Raw genomic sequence first — 25,527 nt, 5'->3', positions numbered from 1 at the left:
CCTGGTCGGGACGGCCCGTTCGGCCCGTGGCGGTGTTGCTCACTCCCCCACTGTGGCACCCGCCACTGACATCGCAAGATCGGAGGGCCAAGTGCCGGAATGCCTTCGCCGCACCCTAGTTGGGGCTTCGGCGGGCGTCATCCGGATGGGCGAGCCGTCACTCGATGGAATGGCTTTGGGCAAAGGTGATGACGGGGGCGCGGCGGTGCGGTTGACTGTGCCGCCGCGCCCCCGAGGCGCCGTGAGGCGCCGGTGCGCCTGGGACGTCAGCCCCGGGCGGCCTTCTCGGCGATGTCCGTACGGTGCTGCGAGCCGTCAAGACGGATTCGGCCGACCGCCGCGTAGGCGCGCTCGCGGGCCTGGGTCAGGTCCGAACCGGTGGCGGTCACCGAGAGCACCCGGCCGCCGGCGCTGACGACGGCGTCGCCGTCCTTCTTCGTCCCCGCGTGCAGCACGTACGCGTGCGGCGCGTCCTGCTCCGCGACCTCGGCCAGGCCCTCGATCGGGTCGCCGGTGCGCGGGGTGCCCGGGTAGTTGTGGGAGGCCACGACCACGGTCACGGCGGCCTCGTCGCGCCAGGCCAGCGGGGCCTGGTCGGCGAGGGTGCCGTTGGCGGAGTGCAGCAGGACACCGGCCAGCGGGGTCTTCAGGCGGGCGAGCACGACCTGGGTCTCGGGGTCGCCGAAGCGCGCGTTGAACTCGATGACCCGCACGCCGCGGCCGGTGATCGCCAGACCCGCGTAGAGGAGGCCGGAGAACGGGGTGCCGCGGCGGCGCAGCTCGTCGACGGTCGGCTGGAGGACGGTCTGCAGGACCTCGTCGACCAGCTTCGGGTCGGCCCACGGCAGCGGCGAGTAGGCGCCCATGCCGCCGGTGTTCGGGCCCTCGTCGCCGTCGAGCGCGCGCTTGAAGTCCTGCGCGGGCTGCAGCGGGAGGACGGTGCTGCCGTCGGTGATGGCGAAGAGGGAGACCTCGGGGCCGTCGAGGTACTCCTCGATGACCACGCGGTCGCAGGCGAGCGCGTGGGCGCGGGCCTGCTCGATGTCCTCGGTCACCACGACGCCCTTGCCGGCCGCGAGACCGTCGTCCTTGACGACGTACGGAGCGCCGAAGGCGTCGAGCGCCTCGTCGATCTCGGCGGGGGTGGTGCAGACGTAGCTGCGGGCGGTGGGCACGCCGGCGCCGGCCATGACGTCCTTGGCGAAGGCCTTGGAGCCCTCCAGCTGCGCCGCCTCCTGGGAGGGGCCGAAGACCGGAATACCGGCGGCGCGCACGGCGTCGGCGACGCCCGCGACGAGCGGGGCCTCCGGGCCGACGACGACGAGCTCGGCACCGAGCTCGGTCGCGAGCGCCGTGACGGCGGCGCCGTCGAGCTGGTCGACGGCGTGCAGCTCGGCGACCTCGGCGATGCCGGCGTTGCCGGGCGCGCAGTGCAGAGCGGTGACGTCGGGATCGAGGGAGAGGGAGCGGCACAGGGCGTGTTCGCGGGCGCCGCCGCCGATGACGAGGACCTTCACGCCAGCCAGGGTAGCCCGCGGCTGACCATGATCTTTGTGCGGGCCGCTGAGCGAGACGCTCCTACTCGTTCGTGTATTCCTCCAGGACGGTGGCCCCGAGCTCGCGCACGATCAGCTCGTGCCCGGACAGCGCGGAGTCCACGAGGTCCGGATCGTCCTCCTCCGGCACGTCGTCCTCGGGCGCCACCGGCGGCGGTCCCTGGGGTACGTGAGCGGGCGCGGGCGCCTGCGGGGCGGGCTGCGGAGCCGACGGTACGGACGCGGGGCCGGGCGCCGCCGCCTGCGGGGCCTGCTGCATCGGCGGCGGAGCCTGTACGGGGGCGGGCGCGGGCGCCTGCGGGCGCACCGGGGCCGGGGCGGACGGGCGGCCACCGCCGAAGCCGGTGGCGGCGGGCGGCGGATTGGCGCCGCCCGAGGGGTCGATGATCGCCTCGATCTTCCAGTGCACGTTGAACTGCTCGGCCAGGGCCGCCTTCAGGACGTCCTCGCTGCCGCTGCTCGCGAAGTTGTCCCGGGCGCCCGCGTTGAGGAAGCCGAGCTGGACGGTGGTGCCGTCGAAGCCCGCGACCTGCGCGTTCTGCGAGAGCAGGATCCAGGTGAAGCGGCGCCGGTTCTTGACCGCCTCCAGGATCTGCGGCCACATGTTCCGCACCTGGGCGGCGCCGGCCGCCATGTCCCCGGAGGGCGCGGCGCCCTGCGGCGCCGGGGCCTGCTGGGGAGCGGGGGCCTGTGCCTGCGGGGCGGGCGCCGCGGGTGCGGCTCCGGGCCAGGCGCCGGGTGCGGCACCGCCACCGGGGCGGGCGGCTCCGGGCCAGGCCCCGGGCTGGGGCTGCTGTTGCGGCTGCTGCTGTACGGGTGCGGGTGCCGGGGCAGGGGCGGGGGCCTGCGGGGCAGGGGCGGGGGCGGGCGGCGGGACATGGGCCTCCGCCGTCGGCACGTACCCCATCTGCGGCGCGGGCGAGGTGGTCGTGAAGACGGCGGCGGGCGGCGCGGCGGCGACCCCGCGCTCCAGCCGGTCGAGGCGCGCCTGCATCGACCGCTCGTCGTCGAAGGCGGCGGGCAGCAGCACGCGCGCGCAGATCAGCTCCAGCTGGAGCCGCGGCGAGGTCGCGCCGCGCATCTCGGTCAGACCCGCGTTCACCAGGTCCGCCGCCCGGCTGAGCTCGGCGGCGCCGAACACGGAGGCCTGCGCCTGCATCCGCTCGATGACGTCGACGGGCGCGTCGACGAGGCCCTTCTCGGCGGCGTCCGGCACGGCGGCCAGGATCACCAGGTCGCGCAACCGCTCCAACAGATCCGCGACGAAGCGCCGCGGGTCGTTGCCGCCCTCGATCACCCGGTCCACGACCTCGAAGGCCGCGGCCCCGTCCCCGGCGGCGAACGCGTCCACCACCGAGTCGAGCAGCGACCCGTCCGTATAACCGAGGAGGGACGTGGCCATGGCATACGTCACACCGTCGTCGGCGGCGCCGGCGAGCAGCTGGTCCATCACGGACATCGAGTCACGCACCGACCCGGCGCCGGCGCGGACCACCAGCGGCAGCACCCCGTCCTCGACCGGGATGCCCTCGCGACCGCAGACCTCGCCCAGGTACTCCCGCAGGGTGCCGGGCGGCACGAGCCGGAAGGGGTAGTGGTGGGTGCGCGAGCGGATCGTCCCGATGACCTTCTCGGGCTCGGTCGTCGCGAAGATGAACTTGAGGTGCTCCGGCGGCTCCTCGACCACCTTCAGCAGGGCGTTGAAGCCCGCCGAGGTGACCATGTGCGCCTCGTCGATGATGTAGATCTTGTAGCGACTGGACGCCGGCCCGAAGAACGCCTTCTCGCGCAGGTCACGGGCGTCGTCCACACCACCGTGCGAGGCCGCGTCGATCTCGATGACGTCGATCGACCCCGGCCCGTTGCGCGCGAGGTCCCGGCACGACTGGCACTCCCCGCACGGCGTCGGGGTGGGACCCTTCTCACAGTTCAGACAGCGCGCCAGGATGCGCGCACTGGTCGTCTTGCCACAGCCGCGCGGCCCGCTGAACAGGTACGCGTGATTGACCCGGTTGTTCCGCAGCGCCTGCTGCAGCGGGTCGGTGACATGCTCCTGCCCGATGACCTCGGCGAAGGACTCGGGGCGGTAGCGGCGGTACAGCGCGAGAGACGACACGTATACGAGGTTATAGGCGCCCACTGACAACCCGAGAACAATCGCCCGCCCGGCCACCTCCGGCCCGGGCCCCGTGTCCGGCCCCCGCCCGGAAACGCAAGCGCCCCCCACGCACCCGCCAGAGCCGACCTACCCTTGCTGCCTTCCGGCCCTGGGGGAGTTCAGTCAGATAGCGCCACGTGAGGGGCTCCGCCCAGAGTACCCGATCCCCACCCCCACCCGTCCCCCACCCTCCCCCACTCCCCGACCTGCACCCTTCCCCCCACCCCCCGCTCCAGATCATGTGCGCGAGCACCCCTCCCGGTCATGTAATGTTCTCCACGGAGGATTCGCCTAGAGGCCTAGGGCGCACGCTTGGAAAGCGTGTTGGGGGCAACCCCTCACGAGTTCGAATCTCGTATCCTCCGCCAGGCCGAAGGCCCGGACCACTGAGTGGTCCGGGCCTTCGGCATGCCCTGGTCTCAGTTTCGGTCTCATCTGCTGCGGACCTCGGGGCCGACGGATGCACACTTCCGGCGCAGAACCAGGAGTATGTTTTATGTAGGCGTACTTCTATTTCTGGAGCCCTCGTAAGCCTGCCGAGATGTTCGACCGGGATTACGAGTGGTCAGCGCTGAGCCGGTTCATCACCGATCCGCAGCCAGGAGCGACTCTGGGCGTGGTTTCTGGGCGCCGCCGCCAGGGCAAGACGTTCCTGCTGGATGCCGCCTGCCGCGCCGCCGGAGGGTTCTACTTCGGTGCGACCGAGGCTGCCGATGCCGAGTCGCTACGGCGGATCAGCGCAGCGCTGACCGCGCACGTCCACCCCGCCAGCCCGTTCCACTTCGCCAATTGGGCAGAAGCCGTCGACGCACTACTCGCGCTCGGCGCAGAGCGGCCCGTCCCCGTGGTGATCGACGAGTTCCCTTACCTCGCCAAGGCCAACCCTGAGCTGCCCTCGATCATCCAAGAGGCGTTGCGGCCGCTGCGTGACCAGCGCACCGGCTCCCGTACTCGGCTGCTGCTGTGCGGCTCGGCGCTGTCCTTCATGGGTCGACTGCTGTCGGGCAGCGCCCCACTGCGCGGACGGGCCGGGCTGGAACTGGTCGTCCGCCCCCTCGACCACCGCCTCGCCGCCGACTTCTGGGGCATCGCCGACCCCCACCTGGCCATGAAAGTGAACGCGATCGTGGGCGGCACTCCTGCCTACCGTCGCGAGTTCGCACGTGGGGACGCACCCACGGGGCCGGACGACTTCGACGACTGGGTGGTCCGCACCGTGCTCAATCCCGAGACCCCGCTGTTCCGCGAGGCCCGCTACCTGCTTGCCGAAGAACCCGACCTCCGGGACACCTCCCTGTACCTTTCCGTCCTGGCCGCCGTCGCCGACGGCAACGCCACCCGCGGGGGCATGGCCGGCTACTTGGAACGCAAGGCGACCGACATCGCGCACCCCATCAACGTGCTGGAAGACGCAGGACTGCTACATCGCGACGCGGACGCCTTTCGCGACAACCGCCCTACATACCGCATCGCCGAGCCACTGATCGGCTTCTACCACGCCATCATGCGCCCGGTATGGGACCAGCTCGAACGCCCCGGCAACGCGGCCCGGGTCTGGCAGGCCAGCCGTCGCCGATTCGTCAGCAACGTCCTCGGACCCCATTTCGAGCAGGTCTGCCGTGACTGGGCGCTACATCACGCCGACCCCGAGCTTCTGGGCGGTCTGCCCGCCCACGTGGGACACGGTGTCGTCCACGACTCCAGGGCCCGCACCGGCTATGAGGTCGACGTGGCAGTCGCCGGAATCGCGGATGGCGTCAAGCCACCACTCCTGGCCATCGGAGAGGCCAAGTGGAACGACACCATGGGCGCTGCCCACATCGAACGCCTCCGGCACATCCGCGGCCTCATCACCCTGGCAGGCCCGCTACGACACCACCAGCACCCGGCTCGTCTGCTTCAGCGGAGCCGGCTTCAACGACAAGGCACGCGCCATCGCCGAGGCCGACCCCAGCGTGCAGCTGATCGACCTGGCAGCCCTCTACGGCCAGATCTGACCCATGCCCTCATCCGCCCCCGTTGCCGCCTCTACACGACCCTCTCTCCGGCGAGCCAGGCTTGGCCCAAGGATGGGCGCCGCGGTCCTCTGGAGCCGCAACACCCATCAACCGCCTGCCCTTGGCCTCGATCACTTCCGAGAGGTTCGCCCAAGTAGCGAATTCATCACGTTCAAGGCCGCCTTCTGACGCTGAGCCTTCCTCGACCACACCGCTGGGCAGACCACCCCGAAGAAGAACAACGAACCCAGGACGAGGCCCGGCGCCGCCGAAATGACAGCGATCGTCTCACTTCCCTGAAAGGCCGCCGCCAAGGGGCCCGCGCTGGTCGCCGCCACGCTCGCCGGCGCAAGCCAGCGTGAGCCGCGCCTGGGAGGCACAGCACCATCCACCGCCTGAGCGGATACACCAGACACAACACTCCCCGTACCCTCGAGCATGTAGTTCTCCGTAGGTTGTCGATGGGGGCTACGCGCAATGACGGCTTCCTGTTGGCGCAGGGAGCCGTCGCTCTTTGCGGAGCTACGGCTCAGCCGGTGACGCAACGATCGCAGACCTCCACAAGCGGGAATCCCGCAGAAAACTCCGCGGGACTCATGTAGTCTCAAGTTTTGGCAGCTCAGGGGCCCTAGACGGACACTGAATGTGAGCTGCATCACGCGCGAGAGAGAGGAAAGTGTGATGCGAATCACCGTGAAAATGTGCCTCGAAGGCTGCCGCTGAGCGGGGACGGCCCCCTGGTGTCCTTCGCTCGCGCCCTTCGCGACGTCAGGGAACGGACGCAGGGCACTGTCGAAATGGCGGTGATCCGAGGCGCGTCACGGACGGCTGTCTACGCGGCCCTGAACGGCAGTCGCCTGCCAAGCGTCCAGACCTTGGACACCATGATCGGAGCCTGGACTGCCGGCGGGGAGGCGGAACTCCAGCGCTGGCGCGAACGGCGTCGTACCACTGAGGAGTCTTTGGCCGAGGTCGCACGACGGAAGGGGGCCGCCACGGCACGCCGAACACCCGAAGAGGAAGATTTCTCGGAGCAGTTGCGCGTGGTGTGGCAGGAGTGCGGCGGTCACTCGACCGAAAGGGTGGCACGGCACTGTGGCCTGAGCGCACGAACCCTCGATTCCTACTTGGAAGGCCGGACGCTACCGAATGCCGCGCGTCTTCGAGAACTCTTCGACGGGCTTTCGGCTGTGCGAGGTGACAGTGAGCCCGCATCGCCGTCGATCCGCGAAGCATTGGTCGGCGAGGCGCTCTTCCGGGCACGCACGGCCCGCAAGGAGGAACGGACACGGGTCCGGCAGTTGGCAAAAGCGCTGCCTGGGGGGCAACCAGTCACCTCGGACACCCCACTTTTCGATGGCTTCGGCGCCGTGCCAGGAGTTCACCTCGGGCAACGGTTCGACAACCGGCGAGCGCTGACCCAGGCCGGCGTGCACCGGCAGCCCATAGCCGGTATCGCCGGCAGTAGGTACCGGGGCGCGGAATCAGTCGTAATCGCTGCCTCTCACCCGGATGACGACCATGGCGACGTGATCATCTACACCGGCGAGGGCGCTCTGGACCCACTGACTGGCCGCCAGACGCACGATCAGGAACTGACTCGGGGAAACGCCGCTCTCTCGACAAGTGCCGCCACGGGCCTCCCTGTTCGGGTGACCCGTCGGATCACGATGGGACCACATGCCGGGGCGTACCGATATGACGGGCTGTACAGAGTCGAGGACTACTGGTCCGAGCAAGGCGCACACGGCTACAGGGTATGGCGCTTCCGCCTCGTCCAGCTCGCAGCAGTGGAGCAACGCGAGGCAGCCCAGCCGGCGCCCACGCCGACGGCGAAAGCGCGCGAGCGCAGCAATCGCCCCCGGTCGATGTCCTCGGTACAGCGCATCGTACGAAGCACCGCAATCGCGAACCTCGTCAAGCGCATTCACGACTACACATGTCAGGTGTGCGGCATCCGTCTCCAGGGTGCGACGGGCGCGTACGCCGAGGCAGCGCACATCCGCCCGCTGGGATTGCCTTACGACGGTCCGGACGCGGTTGAGAACGTGCTCTGTCTTTGCCCCAATCACCACGTGCTCCTTGACCAGGGCATGCTGATCATCAACGACGACCTGAGCGTCGTGAACCGGGCGGACAGCACAGTGCTCGGCCATCTCCGTGAAACCGACAATCACCGGGTCAGCAGGGAGCACCTCGCGCACCACCGAGTCCGCCACGCGCTGCCCAGGGACGAAGGCGCCCAATGATGTCCTGGGTGCGCCAGTGGCCACGGCACTCTGAGGCAGCAGTCCGAGTGCCCAGGCATCGACACTGGAACGCACGTTTGGACAACCCCTCGCAAGTTCGAATCTCGTATCCTCCGCCAGCGCCCAGCAGGGCGTACGAAGGTCCCGACCGCGCCGCGGTCGGGACCTTCGTCATTGCGTGGTTGCAGTCCTGCTTGGTTCCAGTTCCCGTCTATCGCCCGTTGAGGACGGACCGGCACACGTTGCAGTACATGGCGGCGTTCCGCCCGTAGCGCCGCATCAGCTGACCGCAGCCGGCGCACAGCCCGAGCTCCCACGGCGGGCATCCCAGCGCGGCGGAGGCGGCGGCGCGTTCCACGGTGGTGATCGGCATCGGGTCGCGGGAGCGCCGGAGCGGCATGCCGGGAAGTGTGAAGCCGCCGGTCGGCTGGTCGAGGTCACGGATCGGCCGGCCGTCGCTGACGAACCAGTCCTTCTCCCCCGCTCGGCAGCTGCGGTCGATCTCCTGCTCGGCGAAGGTGATCAGGTCGTCCTGCTCTTCGACCGGGGCCGCAGGGAGAGGCATCTTCTCACCGACGAGCTCCTGCCACAGTGCGCGGTCCTCGGCCGAAACCCACATGTGCCGACCGGCCCGGCCGTTCCCTCGGCTCGGCACGTAGACCGGGACGCTCTGGCCCGTAGCGCTCTGCAGGACCAGATCCTCGATGTGGACGGGCTTCCGCTGCGGGAGGCACAGGGCGGGCACGAACCAGTCCGCGTGAATCGCGCCGCAGTGGCCGGCGCCCTCGCTGACGAGGCAGTGGCGCTCGCTGCTCGGCACGCACTTCCAGACTTCGAGGTGCCGGTACCCGCCGCGAATCACCATCTCCTTGCCGTCGGTGATGTCCTTCCACGGCATGTCGTCGACCCGCGCCCACGGAGCCCGGTCGATCAGGGATGCCGTCCGGTCCTTCGCCACCCAGAGCGGGGTGATGCCGTGCTCCACGGCGTTGACCGAGCGCCTGTGCACGCTGCTCGGGCTGAGGTGGTGGTACTGGATCTCCCAGCCGATCCGCATGCCGCCGGGCCCGACGACGACGGCGTCCGAGACGCTGCGCCGGTTGCCGATGGGAACCTCCGCCTCGGCATCCAGGCCGTACCGCCCGGCGGTCTCGACGATCCGCTCCTTGGTGGCCTTGTGCTGGGCACTCTCGGCCGGAGTCGCCTTGTGCGTGATCGGCAGGTGCGAGGCGACGAGCGGTCGCCGGCCGCCCACGCGCCCTCGGCGGATGAACATCCAGGGCGACTTGCCGCCCGACTCCGACAGGCACTCTCGCTTGTCGTGGTGCGCCAGGCATTCGAGCAGTTGCGGGTCGCGCTCGGAGGTGCCTGCGGTGATCTCTTGGAGCAGATCCGGACGGTCTGGGTGACCGAGGTCGGGCAGGGACAGATTGATCTCTATGCCATATCCGGTGTGCCACACCCCATTTGCCATCTCTCAACGGTAAGGAGAACAGCTGACGTTCAACAGGGCACCACCGGGTCCAGCGGGCCACACGGCCGTCGATCAAACCGCTGGCCTGCGTATTCAGCCAGGCAAGTGGAGCCGTTTCCGCAACTACCCGGGCTGGTACGTCTCTTCGGCCGTGGTCCGCCCCAGGAGTCATCGCTGTTGGCAGAAACCCGCCCTGCCGACTCCCGAGGTACGCCACCATCCACACATGGACCAGGGACAAACTCGTGGGTAAGCGCGAACGCCGCCGCAAGCGGGAACGGGCCAACAAGCACCAGTCGCAACAACGAGCAGCTACTCCGCAGCCGATCATCCGGGAATTTCCGGAGGCCGCTCCCCGCATCCGCGTCATGATCAAGCACGACGCTCCCGAAGACGCCCAGAGGATCAGTGCCCTCTACTGGGAGGTCAAGGTCGACGGCACCTGGGCCCGGACTGTGAGCAGCATCGGCGCCACCAGCAACATCGGTGCGGTGGCCGCGGCACACTCTCACGCCATCCTGCTCAACTGCCCTTGCGCGAACTGCTCCGAGCCGATCAGCGTCACCAACCGGTCCTGGGCCAACAAGGTGGGCGGCAAGTACCTGGATGCCGAAGCTCCCTCGTACCTCTGCGGGGATTGCACGGCGATCCAGAGGCGCGAGGAGATCGAACGGCAACAACGCGCCGCTGAACAGAGGCGTGTCGAGCAGGAGCGTGCGCAGCAGGAGAGCGAACGAACCAAGCGCCTGATTGCCGATGCGATCAAGGATGAGGACGGAAAGAGCGAACCAACCGACCCCCTCGCGGTGGACGATCCTCTGGCCCTGGCCCTCTATGTGGCGTTGATCAGCTACGCCACGAGCAACCCGGGCAAGGCACTCCCGAGCCTCACGAGTATCGGTCCCCTGGGGTGGACCGGCGACAGCGAGCAGGACAGGGAACGTCTCCTGGCCCTCTACTACGCCAGCCTGCTCGCCATCGCACCGGAGAGCCCGACGCAGGCGTTCGCTCGTTCTCAGGATGGCGACGGTATTGCCTTCATTTCCACAGAGGTCGCCTGGCGGATCATTGGCGGCCTGGCCGACGCACAGGAACGCGCCGGGGAGATCAAGTACGTCCTCCAGACCCAGCCGGGTCCCCAGGGAGCTGCGGCACGTGATGCCTTCGCCACTCTGGTGGACCGGATGGAAGTCGCGGACGTCGCGGGCTACCTCAACAACCTGCTCACCAAGACGTACGGCTATCCCGAGGTACCCGAAGCGAGGCGCGAGGAGCTCACCGACGTCATCCGAAAGGGCTTCAAGCACGGGTACACCCCTGGTCAGATGATCTGCTTCGCGTGGCGCGCTGCCGACTCCGCCGCGGCCTGGAAGGAGCGCAACCCCCGAATGGGACCGCCGGAGGGGGCATCCGCCTCGGTGACGAGCCTCAACGGAAAGATCGACAAGGCGATCGAGCTGCACCACTCCATCCCCGAGTACCAGACCCCCCGCTGGCACAAAGCACCTCTCGCACTCGGCAGCTTCCGGCGGCTGCACGCCGACATCCGCAGGGTGTACACCCGCGAGGTCATCGATGCGTGTCCCCATTGCGACCACCAGGGCCTCAAGGAAACCGTTCGAACCGAAGCGGGGACGAGGGCCTTGTGGCGCTGCACCCATCCCGTTGAGATCCCAGCTCAACAACAAGGGCCGGAGGAGATGAGCCCCCGGGACGAGACGCCCGACCCTGCCGACGCCTGATCTCGTGGCCGTCGCATTCAGGACGAGTACGCCCCCCGGTGGACCCCCGTACGAACATTTGGAAAGGCGTTCCACCGGGCCGGCCCTGGCAGCCGGGCCTACAGCGCCAGATTCTTGACGAGGCGGGCCGTCCCGTCCGCGTCGACTTGCGGCATCGTTTGGTACCCCTCGCTCTCGTAGAGCGCGATGTTCCGCGTGCTCCGGGCGCCGGTGAAGAGCACCGCCTGGGAGCAGTCCGGTTCGGCGGCGGACTCGGCGGTGCGGAGCAGCCAGCGGCCGAGGCCCTGGCCGCGCAGGTCCGGGGCGACGCAGAGGCGGCCCACGTGCCAGTCGGTGCCGCTGCGTCGGGCCCGGGCCATGCCCAGGAGACGGCCGTCCCGCCAGAGCCCCGTGGCGTGCCAGGTGGCGAGCCAGCCGCGGACCTCCTTCGGCGACTCGTGCAGGGCCCGCACGGCCAGGGTGTCGTTCGCGAGAGCCTCGTCCACCCAGCAGCACCGCTGCAGCACGGTGACCTCGGGCGCGTCGTCGGGGGCCAGCCGCCTCGCGTACGACCCCGCCAGCGGGCCGGGCACGGTCCCAGGCCGTTCGCGCTCGCGCAGCGGACGCAGGGCATGGGCCACCCTCACCAACTCGTCCATGACCCCGTGGGCCGCACGGACGAGAGAAGGGGTGGGGCGGACGTGTCCGTTCTCCGCCACCTCGCTGAGGCGTATCGCGACCGTGGAGCCCAGCGGAACCAGCCGCAGCGTGGTCGCGACCTGCTTGGCGTGCTGCACGGCCCGGGTGCCGGCCGACGTGTTGCCGTAACTGACGAAGCCGATCGGCTTCCAGGCCCATTCCCGGTAGAGGTAGTCCAGCGCGTTCTTCAGCGTCGCCGGCATCCCGGAGTTGTACTCCGGGGTCACGACGACGAATCCGTCCGCGGCGTCCGCCATCGCGCTCCATCGTCGTGTGTGCTCGTGCTGGTACACGCCCGCCGCCGGATGTTCCTCTTCGTCGAGGAACGGCAGGCCGAGGTCGCCGAGGGCCACCGGCACGAGCTCGACGCCGAGTTCCGCGGCACGGGGCGCGAGCGCTCCGACCAGCCACTCTCCGACCGTCGGCCCGAGGGCGCCGGGACGGTTGCTGCACACGAGCACGAGGACACGCAAGCTTTTCGCTTCCATGGAAACGAAATTACTGAGTAGATTGATTACATGTCAATGAAACCGTCGGACCAGACCGCCCCTCACTGGCTGAGCCCGGACGAAGAGCGCGCGTGGCGAGCCTTCCGCCACATGGTCGCCACCGTTCAGGCCGGCACGGCACGGGACCTGGTCGAGGTCGGACTCTCCGAGCCCGACTACGAGGTACTCAGCACCTTGTCGGAACGCCCCGAACACACCGGCTCCCTCCACGAGCAGGCCGCGAAGATGAACTGGTCGCGCAGCCGCCTCTCCCGGCACGCCACCCGCATGGAACAGCGCGGCCTGCTGCGGCGCGAACCTGACCCGGCCGACGGCAGGGGCTGCTTCCTCGTCCTCACCGAACAAGGCCTCGACACCCTCACGACGGCCGCCCCTGCCCACGTCGCCTCGGTACGCCACCACTTCATCGACCGACTCACCTCCGAGGACCTCGCCGCCCTCGAAGAAATCGCCCGGAAAGTGCGGGGCCCCAGGGACTGAACCGGGTCCGCGTCGCCGTTCGGCTCCGGGCTCGAGACCGCTTCACCGCAGGCCAGGCCCCCTACGGGGATCAGGTACGGATCACGGATCCGGTACGGATCACACCGGGCAGGGCCGGTACTCCAGGCTCAGTTCGCGGTCGACGGCGTAGCTGGTGCGCATGGAGGCGTCGGTGACCTTCTCCCAGGAGCCGTACTTCGCGTACAGCTGGTCGGCCGTCGGGCCGAGGGGGTTGCCGTACTTCGCCATGTTGCGCTCCTCCAGGATGCGGACCTCGGCCGGGGTCATGCCGGCGCGGGTGATCTCCTTCGCCTGGTTGCGCATGTCGACGAGCTCGCGGGCGATCTCCTCCTCGGTGGCGCCCGCCGCCCGCATGTCGGCCTCCGTGCGGTGCATGTCCTCCAGGAGCTCGTGGTAGCGGATGCGGGTGCGCTGGGCGTCGACCTTCTCGTCCATCGGCATCACGCGGATGCGGCACACGACCGGGTCGGTGCTGGGACACGGGTCGTCGGCGGCGACGGGCGGGGCGAGCGGGGCGGTGATGATCGAACCGCAGGCCTCGGCGGCGCCCGCCGAGGCCGCGGCCCCGGTGGTGAGCAGGGCGACGGCGGTGACGAACGGTACGAGGACACGACGCGGCAGAGTCGAGGAGAAGCGCATGCGCGCATCCTCGGCAGCCGCGCCGCGCCCGTTCACGCAGGCGCACCGCCGGGGCGGGGTGATCACACCGGTGATCACCCCGGCGAGTGACGACCGCTGGGGGAGGTCCGTGCCGGGAATCCCTTCCGCCCGAGAGTCCTCAGCCCGAGAGTCCTCAGCCCGTGAGTCCTCAGCCCGTGAGTCCTCGGCCCGTGAGTTCGCGCTGGAACTCGTGCGCCTCGTGCGTCGGCAGGTATCCGAGGGCGTCGTTCACGTGCCGCATGTACGGGTTGTTGTCGGCCGTGTCCGTGACGAGCCCGCCGAGCTGCGGCTGCCGCTCGCGGGCGCGCACGATCGAGGCGGCCTTCATCCAGCGGGCAAGCCCGTGGCCGCGGTGCTCGGGGAGTACGGCGGTGCCGTAGTGCTCCCCGTCACCCGTTCCCTCCGCCGGGCTCACGAGCTCGGTGAACCCGACCACCGAACCGTCCGCCTCGGCCACCGCCGCCACCGTGTGCAGCACCTCGCCGCGCCCCTCGACCGCGCCGACCGCCGCCCGTACCCGCTCCAGGTCCCACACCACCGTGCCGTAGTCGATCGTCCCCATCGGCATGTCGTCCATCGCGCGGCGCGAGGCGACGTAGCTCGCCGCCAGGTCGTCCGGCACCATGCCCGCCCACTCCACGAGCCGGTAGCCGGCCGGCGCCTTCGCGACCTCCGCGGCGAGCGCGGGGACATCGGCCTCGGCCAAGGGCAGTCGGGCGTACGTGAGCGTCAGCGCGACCCGGAAGCCGCGCGCCGCGAGGAACGCCGCGCCCGGCGACCCCGCCTCCGCCTGCGCGACAAGACTGCGCCGCCCGGCCTCCCGCGCCGCCGCCACCGCCGCGTCGAGCAGCGCGGTGGCGACGCCCCGCCGCCGCTCGGCCGGATGGACCCGCGCGTCGAACTCGGCGAGGTGCCGCTGCCCCTCCCGCTCGAAGAGCCGCAGGAAGGCGGACCCGGCGGGCGCCCCCTCGGGCCCGTCGGCGAGCCAGGCGAGACGGCGGCCGATGGAGTTCGGCTCGGGGTCGGCGAGGGCGGTGAGGTGTATCGGCACGTCAGCTCCGTAAGCAGATCAAAAACGGGAGGGGGGAGGGAAGAGGTCAGTCGTCGAAGTTGTCGCTGGCCAGGCGCAGCGCCAGCTCCTGGAGGATCGGCTCGGTGGCCGGTACGGCACCGGAGGCGTCATGCGCGTCCGCCACGGCCTCGAACGCGAGGATGAACCCGTTCACGAGCGCGCTCAGCGGCTCCGACAACTGCGCCAGGACCGAAAGCCCGACCTCCTCCGCACTCGCGTCGGCCGGCACCGCGAACTGCCCCGGAATGACCTCGCCCAACAGATCCGAGACCAGGCTCTCGTCGACGCCGCCGCGGAGCGCCGTCAGTGCGGCGATGGCCTTGAGTTTGATCTCGTTCTCGGTCACGCGAGGAGCCTAGGAGCAACCCTGGTGCGGGGCGGCGGAATTCGCGCGACACGCGGGGGTGCGGCTTGTGTTGACGATCCGTTCGTCGGTTCACCAGATGGTGGGAAGGAAACGATCCCGCATTTCACTACGCCGAGTAGTCACCTCAATACTCATCGCGACAAGATCTTCTTGGTGGGTTGAGTTGACTGGAGGACACATGCGCATGCGCAAGTGGGTGTCGGTGGCGATCGCCGCCGGGCTGTTCCTGGGCGGGGTGGGCGGGGCGGTGGCGGATTCGTGGCACACCATTCCGAACGTGCACACCGACGGAGTCGAGTTCAAGGGTGGCTCGTACGTCTTCGAGCCGAAGAGCCGGAACCACGGCGGCTTCCACTTCAAGGGAAGCCTGAGGGACGTCTCGCCGAACGACGGCCACAACGTCTACGTCGAGGTGAAGGTCGAGGCCTACGACTGGAACCGGTTCAAGGGGACCCAGAAGAAGTACGTCTACCTCGACCGGGTCGTCTGGGACGGGGCGGCGCAGTTCACCTCGGAGGCCCGCCTCCGCGTGTGCCGCGACCGCGGCTCACTGCGGCCCGACAACTGCGTTCCCACTTTCCACTACCTCCGACAGGGGAACGGCGAGTCGTGACTGACCTTCTCCGCGCCGAGGGCGTGGATCTCTTCTACGGGGACCACCGGGCCGTCAGCGGCGTCGACTTCGCCTTGCGGCGCGGAGAAGTGGCCGCCGTCATGGGGAGCAGCGGGTCCGGGAAGTCCTCGTTGCTGTACTGCCTCGCCGGGGTGCTCGCGCCGGGTGGGGGGCGGGTGGTGTTCGAGGGGGTGGACCTCGCCGGGCTCGGGGACGAGGAGCTGAGCGCGCTGCGGCGCGAGCGGTTCGGGTTCGTCTTCCAGTACGGGGAGTTGCTGCCGGAGCTGACCGTCGAGGAGAACGCCGCCCTGCCGCTGCGTCTCGCCGGGCAGCGCAAGGCTCCCGCGCACGCGGCGGCCGGGGAGGTCCTTGGACGGCTCGGGATGACCGGGCTGCTGCAGCGCAGGACCTCGCAGCTGTCCGGCGGGCAGAGCCAGCGGGTCGCCGTCGCGCGGGCGCTCGTACACCGGCCGGCCGTGGTGTTCGCCGACGAGCCGACCGGCGCGCTCGACAGTGCCAACGCCACCGCCGTACTGGACGAGTTCCTGCGGCTCGCACGCGATCAGGACACCGCCGTGGTGATCGTGACCCACGACCGTGACGTTGCCGCCCGCGCCGACGTCACGTACGCGATGGTCGACGGGGTCCTGAACTCCGTGGCAGCGGCCGGGCGGTGACCGCGTGAACTCCTTTCTCCTCGGCCTCCGGCTGCTGTGGCGCGGCGGGCACCGGGCCCGCGCCCGGTTCCTCCTCATGACCGCCGGGTGCGCGCTCGGCGTGGCCTGCCTGGCCGCCGTCCTCACCATCCCGACGATCCTCGCCGCCAACGAGGCCCGGGACGCGGCCCGCAGTCTCCGGTACCTCGACCCCCTCGCGCGACCCCGGCCCGTCTCTACCGTCGCCGCCGCGGAACGGGAGGACGCGTACGGCTCCGAGCCGATGTACCGGGTCTTCGTCGCCCGCACCGCGCCGGGCGCGGCCCCCGTGCCCGTACCGCCCGGCCTCGACCGGCTGCCCGCCGCCGGCGAGACCGTCGTCTCGCCCCGCCTGAAGCGGCTCCTCGCCGAACGGCCCGCTCTCGCCGGGCTCGTACCCGGCCGAATCACCGGCGTCATCGGACCCGCCGGGCTCGCCGCACAGGACGACCTCTACGCGTACATCGGCCGCACCCGGGCCCAACTGCCCGCCGACGCCCACCCTCTGGTCTCGTTCGGCAAGGCGTACCCCGACCACGAGGTCGTCGAGCCGTCCACCCTCGACATCCTGCGCTTCACCCTCTCCTGCATCGTCCTGCTCCCCCTCGCCGTCTTCCTCTCCGTCTGCGCCCGGCTCTCCGCCGAGACCCGGGCCCGCCGGCTCGCCGCGCTCCGCCTCGTCGGCCTGAGCGTGAAGGACACCCTGCGGGTCAACGCCGGCGAGACCGTCGCGGCCGCCCTCCTCGGGGCTGTCATCGGGATCGCCGGATACCTCGGCTTCAACCAGGTCATGGCACGGATCGGGCTGCCGGGCCTGCACTGGTTCCCGGCCGACGGACGCCCCGAGGCGACGACGCTCGCCATCTGTCTCGTACTGTGCCCGGCGCTCGCGTGGTTCGTGGGCCGGCGGGCCGCGCGCGAGGCGGCGCTCCGGCCGCTCAACGTCCGCCGCACCGCGCAGCGCAAGCCGCCGCGGAAGTACGGAACGCTGCTCCTGCTCCCCGGCCTCGGCGTCATCGGCGGCTACTGCGTGCTCAGCGTCATCGGCCGCGACCCGAGCGGCGGCGCCGCCTCCAGCCTGCTGATCCCCGGAGCCGTGCTCCTGACCGGCGCCGGCCTCGTACTCGGACTCGCGCCCATCACCGCCTGGCTCGCCCGGCAGCTCGCGGGCCGTGTGCAGTCGCTGCCGCTCGCCCTCGCGATGCGGCGCGCCGAGGTCGAACCCGGCAGCGCGCTGCGGGTCGTCACGGGGCTGGTGCTGCTGGTGTACGCGACCTCGCTCACGCAGGGCGTGCTGGTGGAACTGGACCAGGTGAGCCGGCGCACCGCGCCCGTACAGGAGTACCAGCTGTCGACCGACGAGCTGAGCACGCAGCAGCGCGGTCGGCTGGGGCAGGTGGCCGACCTGCGTGGCCAGGCGCTCGCCACGGATTCGTGGGCACCGGAGGACGGGCAACTCCGGCCCAAGCTCACCGTCATGGTGGCCACGTGTGCCCAACTCGCCGCCTTTGTCGGCTCGTCCAGCGGGTGCGTGGACGGGAAGATGCTGCGCATCGAGGATCCCGACCTCCTTCCCGACCCAGACGCGATCCCGGGGCGCACCTACCCCTTCCGGTTCGGTGAGGGACGCGGCCTCGACATCATGGTGCCGAAGGATGCGACGACGGTGCGCGTCTACCAGCCGTCGGTCGTCGTCGGCGCCGACGTGCTCGTACCGCCCTCGCTCATCGCGCCGTACGGCACGGTCCACGGCACCCTCAGCCTCGCCACCTCCTCCGACCCCGCCACCGTCCGTGCCACCCTCGACGCCATCGGCGCCGTCGCCCCCACCGCGCACGTCGAGCCCGTCGGCATCGTCGTGACCTCGCTCCACCAACTCACCGTCATCCGCAGCCTGCTCGTGTCCGGGATGGTGCTCGGGCTCGTCGTCGGGGTGGCCGCCTTCGTCGTGTCCGTGGCCGATCGGGCGATGGAGCGGCGGGGCCAGGTGGCCGCACTCGCGCTGCTGGGGGCGCGGGGCGGGACGTTGCGGGTGGCGCAGTGTGCGCAGGTGGTGCTGCCGCTCGGGGTGGGGCTCGGGGCGGCGGTCGTGACCGGGTGGCTGGCGGAGTCGAGCTATCTGATCACCGGGGGCGGGGCCGTGCACTGGGACTGGGAGGGGCTGCCGTTGCTCGTGGGGAGCGCCGTCGGGGTGCTGGTGGTGGGCGGGGTGGCCGCGCTGCCCGTCGTGCGGCGGCATGTCGATCCCGAGCACATCCGCCGGGACTGACCACGTCGCAAGGAATCGAAAAAGATCGCGGGCGCGCCGATGACTTCTCGGCGCGCCCGACGTCTACCTCCCTGAAAGCCCCGGGACAGCCCCGGGACAGCCCAGGGGAAGCCCCGACGAGAAGAGGTCGCCTCATGTCCACCACCCCCGCCGCTCCCGCGCCCGCCGTCAAGGGTCCCGCCAGCTACTTCCCCTCCATCGAGAAGAAGTACGGGCGTCCGATCGCCGAGTGGCTGGAGATCGTCGACGGGTCACCGCTCGTCAAGCACATGGAGCTCGTCGGCTGGCTCAAGAGCGAGTACGGGCTCGGGCACGGCCACGCCAACGCCCTCGTCGCGCACGTCCTCGCCGGCCGGAACCGCTAGATCAGCGGCAGCGGCAGCGGCAGTGACAGCCACCGTCGCAGCCGCCGTCGCAGCCGCACGCTCCGTCACGCGCGCCTTCAGGGCCAGCGTCGCCGCCGAGGCGGCCACGCCTGCGACCAGGGCGGTCCACCAGAGGGTGGCGGGGCCCAGGCCGGTGTAGAGGGTGACGCCCAGGGTGAGGGAGCCGAAGCAGGCGACGCCCCAGGTCCAGCTGAAGGCGCCCTGGTAGCGGCCGCGGGCGTGGGCCGGGGCGAGGTTGGCGACGATCGCGGCGCCGATGCCGGCGACCACCACCTCGCCGAGCGACCAGACGACGACCGAGACGGCGAAGCCGGCCGTACCGTCGGCGAGTCCGGTGAGCGCGACGCCGATCGCGACGAGGACGCTGCCCGCGACGTACACCGGGAGTTGCGGCAGCCGGGCGAGCCGCGCGGTGGTGAAGGGCTGGAGCCCGACCACCAGGATCGCGTTGAGGGCCGCCATCGTCCCGTACACCGCGGGCGAGAGGCCGTTGTCGCGGATGGCGAGCGGCAGGGCGACCTCGGTGAGGGAGTAGACGAAGAGCTCGATGCCGAAGAGCGGCAGGAGGAGGACGGCGAGGCGGTCGCGCAGGACGACGCCGTAACCGAGGCCGTCGCCGGCGGGCCGGGGGCCGCGCGGCGGTTCGGTCAGGCGGGCGGAGACCACCACCGCGTACAGCAGCATCGAACCGGCGTCGACGGCGAACAGCAGCCAGTAGCCCTGCGCCGCGAGGAATCCGCCGAGGACGCCCGCGACCGCCGTGCCGATGTTGACGCCCCAGCCGAAGAGGGCGTACGCGCGCTGCCGGCGGTCCGGGTCGACGGCGTCGGCCATCAGCGCGTACGCCGCCGGGGGCACGGCCATGCCGGTGGCGCTGATCAGCAGCGCCGCGGCGGCCATCGTCCACACGCCGGGCGCCATGAACAGCGCGCCCTGCGCCGCGGCCGAGCCGAGCAGGCCGATCAGCATCGTGGGGCGGCGCCCGATGCGGTCGGCGAGGATGCCGCCGACGGCCGGGCCGACCAGGTTGCCGGCGCCGAGCGCGCCGAGGACGTACGTGGTGTCGGTGCCGGTGACCCCGCGCGAGGCGAGGAAGAAGACGAGGAACGGGGTGACGAGATAGCCGAGCCGGTTGATCACCGTGCCGGCGAACAGCGTCCAGACGACGGACGGAAGGTTCCCGAACGACGAGGAGGAGACAGGCTTGGAGGAGGGCATGGGAGGAGCTTGCGGGCGTGGCCCCAGCCCCCTCCAATGATTAAGCTCCAGCCGAATCCATCCACCCATCGGGATCGATCACGGGGGCAGGACGCACGCATGGACTCCGCGCTCAGTTTCTCCGCCGCCGACCTCGCCCAGACCCGCTTCGCCGTCTCCCCCATGTGGGAGGTCGTCACCAGCTTCCGTCTCCTCCGCAACGACAACCCGACGCCGCTCCACCGCAGTTGGGCGGACCAGGTGCGGCCCCGCTTCCAGCGGGCCGGGCTGGACCGCGGGCGCCTCGCCGCGCTCGTACCACCGCACGGCTACCTCGCCGACTTCCTGAACCCCACCCCCGCCGGGCCCTTCCCCACCCTGGAGAGCGAACTCGACGCCATCGGACGCGCACCCGCCGAACAGCTCGCCCGCGACCTGGACATGCTCGGGAGGACGGGGGTTCGCGCCGAACACGTCGACCTCGAACGGCTCCGCGAGGAGATCCTCACCTACTGGGAGATCGCCCTCGCCCCCTACTGGGCCCGCATCCGCGGCCTCCTCGAAGCCGATGTCTTCCACCGCGCCCGCCAGGTCGCCGAGCACGGATCGGCGCGCGTCCTCGGCGAACTCCACGAGACCGTGCGCTGGGACGACGGCACCCTGCGGCTCGTCCGGCGGGCCTGCGCGCTCACCCGCGACCAGGCGGGTTCGGGGCTGCTGCTCATCCCGTCCGCGTTCGCGTGGCCGCGGGTGCTGACCCGCTCGGTGGCCCCGGATCCGCCCCAACTCGCCTATCCGGCACGGGGCATCGGCAACCTGTGGGAGCCGCGCACCACCACGAACGCCACCGAGGCCGTCGCCGGCGTCCTCGGGCGGTCCCGCGCGCTGCTCCTCGCCGAGCTCGACACCCCCGCCTCCACCACCCAGCTCGCCGCCGCCTTCGGCCTGTCGGCGGCCGCGGTGTCCCAGCACCTCACCGCCCTCCGCAACGCCGGGCTCGTCACCGCGCACCGCAGCGGCCGGTCCGTCCTCTACGCCCGCACCGCCGTCGCCGACACGCTGCTCTGCCCCCGGCCGGACACCCAGTTGGAGCCCCGATGACCACTCCTGCCCCTGCCCCTGCCCCTGCCCCTGCCCCTGCCCCTACCTCCGCCTCCGCCTCCGCCTCCTCCGCGAACTGGACCGAGCACGTTCTCGTACGGCGGAGCGCGCGCGAACCCGACGGCGTACGGCTCTCGGTGCGCGACTGGGGCGGCGACGGGCGGCGGCCCTTCCTCCTGCTGCACGGGCTCGCCGGGCACGCCGGCGAATGGGACGGGCTCGCCCGCCGGCTGCGCGCCGACGGGCATCGCGTCCTCGCCCTCGACCAGCGCGGACACGGCGCGAGCGAGCGGCACCCGGCCGATGTCTCGCGCGCCGCGTACGTCGCCGACGTCCTCGCCGTACTCGATCACTTCGCACTCGACGGGACCGTCCTCCTGGGGCAGTCGTACGGCGGCCATGCCGCCCTCCTCACCGCCGGCGGCCCGGCGGCGGAAGCCCCGACCGAAGCCCCGACCGAAGGGCCGACCGAAGGACCGGCCGAAGGGCGGCCGGCCCGACTCGCCGCGGTCGTCCTCGTCGAGGCCGGTCCCGGCGCCGCCGAACCCGGCGTCCTGGACGAGGTCGGGGGCTGGCTGCGGGCCTGGCCGGTGCCGTTCCCGGACCGGGCGGCGGCCGTCGCCCACCTCGGCGGCGGACCCGTAGGGGAAGGCTGGGCCGACGGGCTCGAGCAGCGGGAGGACGGCCTCTGGCCCCGATTCGACCCCGAGGTGATGGTCGCCTCCCTCGCCGAGAACACCCTGCCCACCGGCCGTGCCTGGTGGGAGGAGTGGGCGGCGATCCGCGTGCCCGTCCTCGCCGTGCTCGGCGAGAAGGGGATCATCGGGACGGAGGAGTACGACGAGATGGCGCGGCTCCGACCCGACCGGCTGCGCGGTGTCTGCCTCCCCGGCACCGGCCACGACCTGCACCTGGAACGCCCCGAACTGCTCCACGCCCTCGTGACCGAGTTCCTCGCCGACATCGACGACCTCGACGACCTCGGCGACGTCGACGGCCTCGGCGACGTCGGCGACCTCCCCGAACTCGCTTGCCTTGGAGTGGACTCCAACACCTAGGGTGCGGCGCATGCGCTATCGGGTACTCGGCGGGACCGGGATCGAAGTCAGCACGTACTGCCTCGGCACGATGATGTTCGGGGCCATCGGCAATCGCGACCACGAGGATTGCGAGCGGATCATTCACAGCGCCCTCGACCGGGGCATCAACTTCGTCGACACGGCCGACATGTACTCGTCGGGCGAGGCCGAGGAGATCGTCGGCAAGGCGCTGCGCGACCCGCGGCGCCGCGACGACACCGTCCTCGCCACCAAGGTGTACTTCCCGGTGGGCGGCGAAGGCCCCAACCGGGGCGGCACGTCACGGCGTTGGATCATGCAGGCGGTGGAGAACAGCCTGCGGCGGCTCGGCACCGACCGCATCGACCTCTACCAGGTGCACCGGCCCGACGAGCGCACCGACATCGAGGAGACCCTCGACGTCCTCGGCGACCTCGTCACCCAGGGGAAGATCCGGGCCTTCGGCTGCTCCACCTTCCCCGCCGAACGGATCGTCGAGGCGCACGCCGTCGCCGAGCGGCGCGGCCTGCGCCGCTTCCGCACCGAGCAGCCGCCGTACTCGCTGCTCGCGCGCGGCATCGAGACCTCTGTGCTGCCCGTCGCGCAGCGGTACGGGATGGGCGTGCTGACCTGGTCGCCGCTGGCGTCCGGCTTCCTCACCGGCAAGTACCGCAAGGGCCGGCCGATGGACCTCGGCTCCGGGCGCCCCACGATCAACCCGCAGCGCTTCGACCCGGAGCTGCCGGTCACGGCCGCCAAGCTCGACGCCGTGGAGGAGTTCACGGCGCTCGCCGAGGAGATCGGCTGCACGCTGCCCGAGCTCGCGATCGCCTTCGCGGCGGCGCACCCGGCGGTCACCTCCGTCATCCTCGGGCCGCGCACCCAGGAGCAGTTGGATGGGCTGCTTAAGGGCGCCTCGCTGGTGCTGAGCGACGAGATCCTGGACCGGATCGACGCCATCGTGCCGCCCGGCACCGACGTCTACCGGGCGGACGGCGCTTGGCAGCCGCGCTCCCTCACCGACCCGACGGCACGGCGACGGCCGGCGGGCGAACGCGCCGCAGCCGACTAGGTTCCCGACTAGGTTCCCGAGTGGATCCCCGAGTGGATTCCCGCCCAGGTTCCTCGCCGGGCGCGCCACGCGAGGTCATCCTGGGCCCATGGGAGAGACCACGAGGAGAACGATCGGGCCGGAGGAGCGCCGGGCGCGGCTCGCGGTGCGGCACCGGCTGGCCGGTGCGGCGCGGGCGGGGACGGCGGAGGAGGTCGCCGATTCGCTGGTGGCGCTGCACGCGACGGACGCGGCGACGGTGTTCCTGGCCGTGGGCGCGCGGCTCGCGGACGCGCCCGGCGGGGCCCCGGACCCGGTGGCGGAGGTGGAGCGGGCGCTGTACGGGGAACGCGTCCTCACCCGGATGCACGGCATGCGGCACACCCTCTTCGTCGTGCCGTCCGAGCTCGCCGCCGTCGTCCACTCCTCCTCCACCGACGCCGCCTCCGTCCGCGAACGCACCACGCTCGTCAAGCACTTGACGGCGGGCAGCGACTACGACGCCGCGTGGCTCGCCGAGACCGAGCGGCAGGTCCTGGCCGAGCTGACGGCGCGCGGCGAGGCGACGGGTGCGGAACTCGGGGCGGCCGTACCGCGCTTGCGGGCGCAATACGTGTACGGGGTGGGCACCAACCAGGAGGGGCCGCAGTCGGTCGCGAGCCGGCTGCTGCGGGTGCTCGGGATGGAGGGGCGGATCGCCCGGGGGCGGCCGCAGGGCGGCTGGACGTCGAGCCGGTTCCGCTGGGCGCCGGCCCCGCCGTACGGCGAGATCCCGCGGGACGAGGCGCAGGCGGAGCTCGTACGGCACTGGCTGGCCGCGTACGGTCCGGCGACCGAGGCGGACCTGAAGTGGTGGACGGGCTGGAAGGTCACGGACGTACGGCGGGCCCTGGCGGCGGTCGGAGCGGAACGCGTCGCGCTGGAGGAGGGCACCGGCTTCGTCCTGCCGGACGACCTCGATCCCGTACCGCTATCCGTACCCGTAGGCGTATCGCCGTCGGACGAGCCGTGGGCGGCGCTGCTGCCGGCGCTCGATCCGACGCCGATGGGGTGGCAGTCCCGCGACTGGTACCTGGACCCGGCGCACCGCGCCGCGCTGTTCGACCGGAGCGGGAACATCGGCCCGACGGTGTGGTGGAACGGGCGGATCGTGGGCGGCTGGGCGCAGCGCGCCGACGGCGAGATCGTGTGGCGGCTGTTCACAGGCACCGGCAAGGGCACGGACCTGGGGAAAGATGCAGGGAAAGATGCCGTACGAGCGGTGGAGGCCGAGGCGGCGCGGCTGGCGGCCTGGGTCGGCGAGGTCCGGATCACGCCCCGCTTCCGTACCCCGCTCGAAAAGGAACTGAGCTCTCTGTGACCGTGACCGTGACCGCCACCGACCTGCTCCTGATATCCGCGCAGCGCACCTCCACCGCGCTCCTCCTCACCGAGGCCGCCCGGCGGCGCGGCATGGCGACCCGGGTGCTCGACGGGAGCCGGCCGGCGGACTCCGTCGTACGCCCGGGCGAGGCCGTGCACTGGCACGGCGGGCCGCGGCTCGCCGACCAGGTCGCCCGCCTGCTCGGGTCCGGGCTCGGGCTCGGGCTGCTTGAGCCGTCGGACGGCTGGCTGGCGGGGCTGCCGTGGGAGTTCACGCGGCGCCGGATCACGCTGGAGCCGTTCTCGGCCGTGTACCGCGAGGTGTTCCGGCCGGTGTTCCTGAAGCCGCCGTCGGACAAGTCGTTCCCGCCGGGGGTGTACGGCGACGACCCCGACCGCGGCCTCTCCGACCTCGCGCGCACCGTGCCGCCGCACACGCCGGTCCTCGTCTCGGACCCGGTGACGTTCACGGCCGAGTACCGCCTCTTCGTCCTCGACGGGCGGGTCGTGACCGGGAGCCGTTACGCCGTGTACGGGCGGCTCGACCCCGGCCCCCTCACGCCGGAGGCACAGCGCTTCGGAGAGGAGCTGCTGGCGGCGGTGGGCGACACGTTGCCGAGCGGGGTGGTCGTGGACGTGGGCACGGTGCAGGGCACCGGGTGGGCGGTGGTGGAGGCGAACATGGCGTGGTTCGCCCAGTGCTACGCGGCGGATCCGGATCCCGTCCTCGATGTGGTCCTGCGGGCGGCGGGCCCGCGCGAGCGGGTCGCGGAGCGGGACCGCTCGTTCCTTCGGGTGACATCCCCGACGGGATCGGGCTGACTGGCGTACG

Annotated in this window: 19 protein-coding genes, 1 tRNA gene, 1 other RNA gene and 2 pseudogenes; 14 read left to right on the top strand and 9 right to left on the bottom strand. The window is 71.3% G+C overall.

Annotation, left to right across the window (positions count from 1 at the left end; genetic code table 11):
* Positions 1-266: 266 nt before the first annotated feature.
* The 3 genes from purD to ffs form a co-directional block, all read right to left on the bottom strand.
* Positions 267-1,517, bottom strand: coding sequence for a phosphoribosylamine--glycine ligase (gene purD / locus JAO84_RS18985; RefSeq protein ID WP_370413947.1), 1,251 nt, complete (start codon positions 1,515-1,517; stop codon positions 267-269).
* A gap of 61 nt (positions 1,518-1,578) precedes the next feature.
* The gene (locus JAO84_RS18980; RefSeq protein ID WP_370413946.1) at positions 1,579-3,672 is read right to left on the bottom strand and encodes a DNA polymerase III subunit gamma and tau; all 2,094 of its coding nucleotides are present in this window, start codon (positions 3,670-3,672) and stop codon (positions 1,579-1,581) included.
* A 93-nt stretch (positions 3,673-3,765) separates the two neighbouring features.
* Positions 3,766-3,864: signal recognition particle sRNA small type (gene ffs, locus JAO84_RS18975), an RNA gene on the bottom strand.
* 130 nt (positions 3,865-3,994) lie between these two features.
* Here ffs and JAO84_RS18970 point away from each other — a divergent pair.
* From JAO84_RS18970 to JAO84_RS18960, 3 genes and pseudogenes are all read left to right on the top strand, one after another.
* Positions 3,995-4,082 (top strand) — tRNA-Ser (locus tag JAO84_RS18970).
* Positions 4,083-4,255: 173 nt separating this feature from the next.
* A pseudogene (locus JAO84_RS18965) lies at positions 4,256-5,711 on the top strand (ATP-binding protein).
* A gap of 884 nt (positions 5,712-6,595) precedes the next feature.
* Positions 6,596-7,960, top strand: a complete 1,365-nt coding sequence (locus JAO84_RS18960; protein WP_370416806.1) for a YDG/SRA domain-containing protein — start codon at positions 6,596-6,598, stop codon at positions 7,958-7,960.
* Positions 7,961-8,171: 211 nt separating this feature from the next.
* Here the strand turns inward: JAO84_RS18960 and JAO84_RS18955 are convergent, their stop codons facing one another.
* Entirely contained in the window at positions 8,172-9,434 is a 1,263-nt protein-coding gene (locus JAO84_RS18955; RefSeq protein ID WP_370413945.1) for a hypothetical protein, read from the bottom strand.
* 245 nt (positions 9,435-9,679) lie between these two features.
* Between JAO84_RS18955 and JAO84_RS18950 the strand changes: the two genes are divergently transcribed.
* Positions 9,680-11,176: a hypothetical protein gene (locus JAO84_RS18950; protein WP_370413944.1), complete on the top strand. Its 1,497-nt coding sequence runs from the start codon at positions 9,680-9,682 to the stop codon at positions 11,174-11,176.
* A 98-nt stretch (positions 11,177-11,274) separates the two neighbouring features.
* Here the strand turns inward: JAO84_RS18950 and JAO84_RS18945 are convergent, their stop codons facing one another.
* Positions 11,275-12,342, bottom strand: a complete 1,068-nt coding sequence (locus tag JAO84_RS18945) for a GNAT family N-acetyltransferase (protein ID WP_370413943.1) — start codon at positions 12,340-12,342, stop codon at positions 11,275-11,277.
* Positions 12,343-12,372: 30 nt separating this feature from the next.
* Here JAO84_RS18945 and JAO84_RS18940 point away from each other — a divergent pair, with 30 nt between their 5' ends.
* Positions 12,373-12,843: a MarR family winged helix-turn-helix transcriptional regulator gene (locus JAO84_RS18940; RefSeq protein WP_370413942.1), complete on the top strand. Its 471-nt coding sequence runs from the start codon at positions 12,373-12,375 to the stop codon at positions 12,841-12,843.
* Between the two features lie 99 nt (positions 12,844-12,942).
* Here the strand turns inward: JAO84_RS18940 and JAO84_RS18935 are convergent, their stop codons facing one another.
* From JAO84_RS18935 to JAO84_RS18925, 3 genes are all read right to left on the bottom strand, one after another.
* Positions 12,943-13,503: a hypothetical protein gene (locus tag JAO84_RS18935; RefSeq protein WP_370413941.1), complete on the bottom strand. Its 561-nt coding sequence runs from the start codon at positions 13,501-13,503 to the stop codon at positions 12,943-12,945.
* Between the two features lie 169 nt (positions 13,504-13,672).
* Positions 13,673-14,575 (bottom strand): N-acetyltransferase family protein, encoded by a 903-nt coding sequence (locus tag JAO84_RS18930; RefSeq protein ID WP_370413940.1) that lies wholly within the window; start codon positions 14,573-14,575, stop codon positions 13,673-13,675.
* 46 nt (positions 14,576-14,621) lie between these two features.
* Positions 14,622-14,942, bottom strand: coding sequence for a hypothetical protein (locus JAO84_RS18925; protein WP_265861213.1), 321 nt, complete (start codon positions 14,940-14,942; stop codon positions 14,622-14,624).
* A gap of 199 nt (positions 14,943-15,141) precedes the next feature.
* Between JAO84_RS18925 and JAO84_RS18920 the strand changes: the two genes are divergently transcribed.
* The 4 genes from JAO84_RS18920 (at position 15,142) to JAO84_RS18905 (ending at position 18,905) form a co-directional block, all read left to right on the top strand.
* Complete coding sequence (locus JAO84_RS18920; protein WP_370413939.1) at positions 15,142-15,576, top strand: hypothetical protein; 435 nt, start codon at positions 15,142-15,144, stop codon at positions 15,574-15,576.
* The gene (locus JAO84_RS18915; RefSeq protein ID WP_370413938.1) at positions 15,573-16,253 is read left to right on the top strand and encodes an ABC transporter ATP-binding protein; all 681 of its coding nucleotides are present in this window, start codon (positions 15,573-15,575) and stop codon (positions 16,251-16,253) included. The genes JAO84_RS18920 and JAO84_RS18915 overlap by 4 nt, the downstream gene beginning before the upstream one ends.
* Positions 16,254-16,257: 4 nt before the next feature.
* Entirely contained in the window at positions 16,258-18,540 is a 2,283-nt protein-coding gene (locus JAO84_RS18910) for an FtsX-like permease family protein (protein ID WP_370413937.1), read from the top strand.
* Between the two features lie 134 nt (positions 18,541-18,674).
* Complete coding sequence (locus JAO84_RS18905) at positions 18,675-18,905, top strand: DUF4287 domain-containing protein (RefSeq protein WP_370413936.1); 231 nt, start codon at positions 18,675-18,677, stop codon at positions 18,903-18,905.
* Positions 18,906-18,965: 60 nt separating this feature from the next.
* Here the strand turns inward: JAO84_RS18905 and JAO84_RS18900 are convergent.
* A pseudogene (locus tag JAO84_RS18900) lies at positions 18,966-20,144 on the bottom strand (MFS transporter); the annotation flags it as partial.
* Between the two features lie 99 nt (positions 20,145-20,243).
* Between JAO84_RS18900 and JAO84_RS18895 the strand changes: the two are divergent.
* From JAO84_RS18895 to JAO84_RS18875, 5 genes are all read left to right on the top strand, one after another.
* The gene (locus tag JAO84_RS18895) at positions 20,244-21,224 is read left to right on the top strand and encodes a DUF5937 family protein (RefSeq protein ID WP_370413935.1); all 981 of its coding nucleotides are present in this window, start codon (positions 20,244-20,246) and stop codon (positions 21,222-21,224) included.
* Entirely contained in the window at positions 21,221-22,282 is a 1,062-nt protein-coding gene (locus JAO84_RS18890) for an alpha/beta fold hydrolase (protein ID WP_370413934.1), read from the top strand. The genes JAO84_RS18895 and JAO84_RS18890 overlap by 4 nt, the downstream gene beginning before the upstream one ends.
* A gap of 10 nt (positions 22,283-22,292) precedes the next feature.
* Positions 22,293-23,354, top strand: coding sequence for an aldo/keto reductase (locus JAO84_RS18885; protein ID WP_370413933.1), 1,062 nt, complete (start codon positions 22,293-22,295; stop codon positions 23,352-23,354).
* Between the two features lie 88 nt (positions 23,355-23,442).
* Entirely contained in the window at positions 23,443-24,693 is a 1,251-nt protein-coding gene (locus tag JAO84_RS18880) for a winged helix DNA-binding domain-containing protein (protein WP_370413932.1), read from the top strand.
* The gene (locus JAO84_RS18875) at positions 24,690-25,517 is read left to right on the top strand and encodes an ATP-grasp domain-containing protein (RefSeq protein WP_370413931.1); all 828 of its coding nucleotides are present in this window, start codon (positions 24,690-24,692) and stop codon (positions 25,515-25,517) included. The genes JAO84_RS18880 and JAO84_RS18875 overlap by 4 nt, the downstream gene beginning before the upstream one ends.
* Positions 25,518-25,527: the final 10 nt, after the last annotated feature.

The organism is Streptomyces fradiae (assembly GCF_041270065.1).
Lineage (GTDB): Bacteria > Actinomycetota > Actinomycetes > Streptomycetales > Streptomycetaceae > Streptomyces.
The sequence above is the reverse complement of the archived record's forward strand: the minus strand, read 5'-3'. Positions and strand labels throughout refer to the sequence as shown.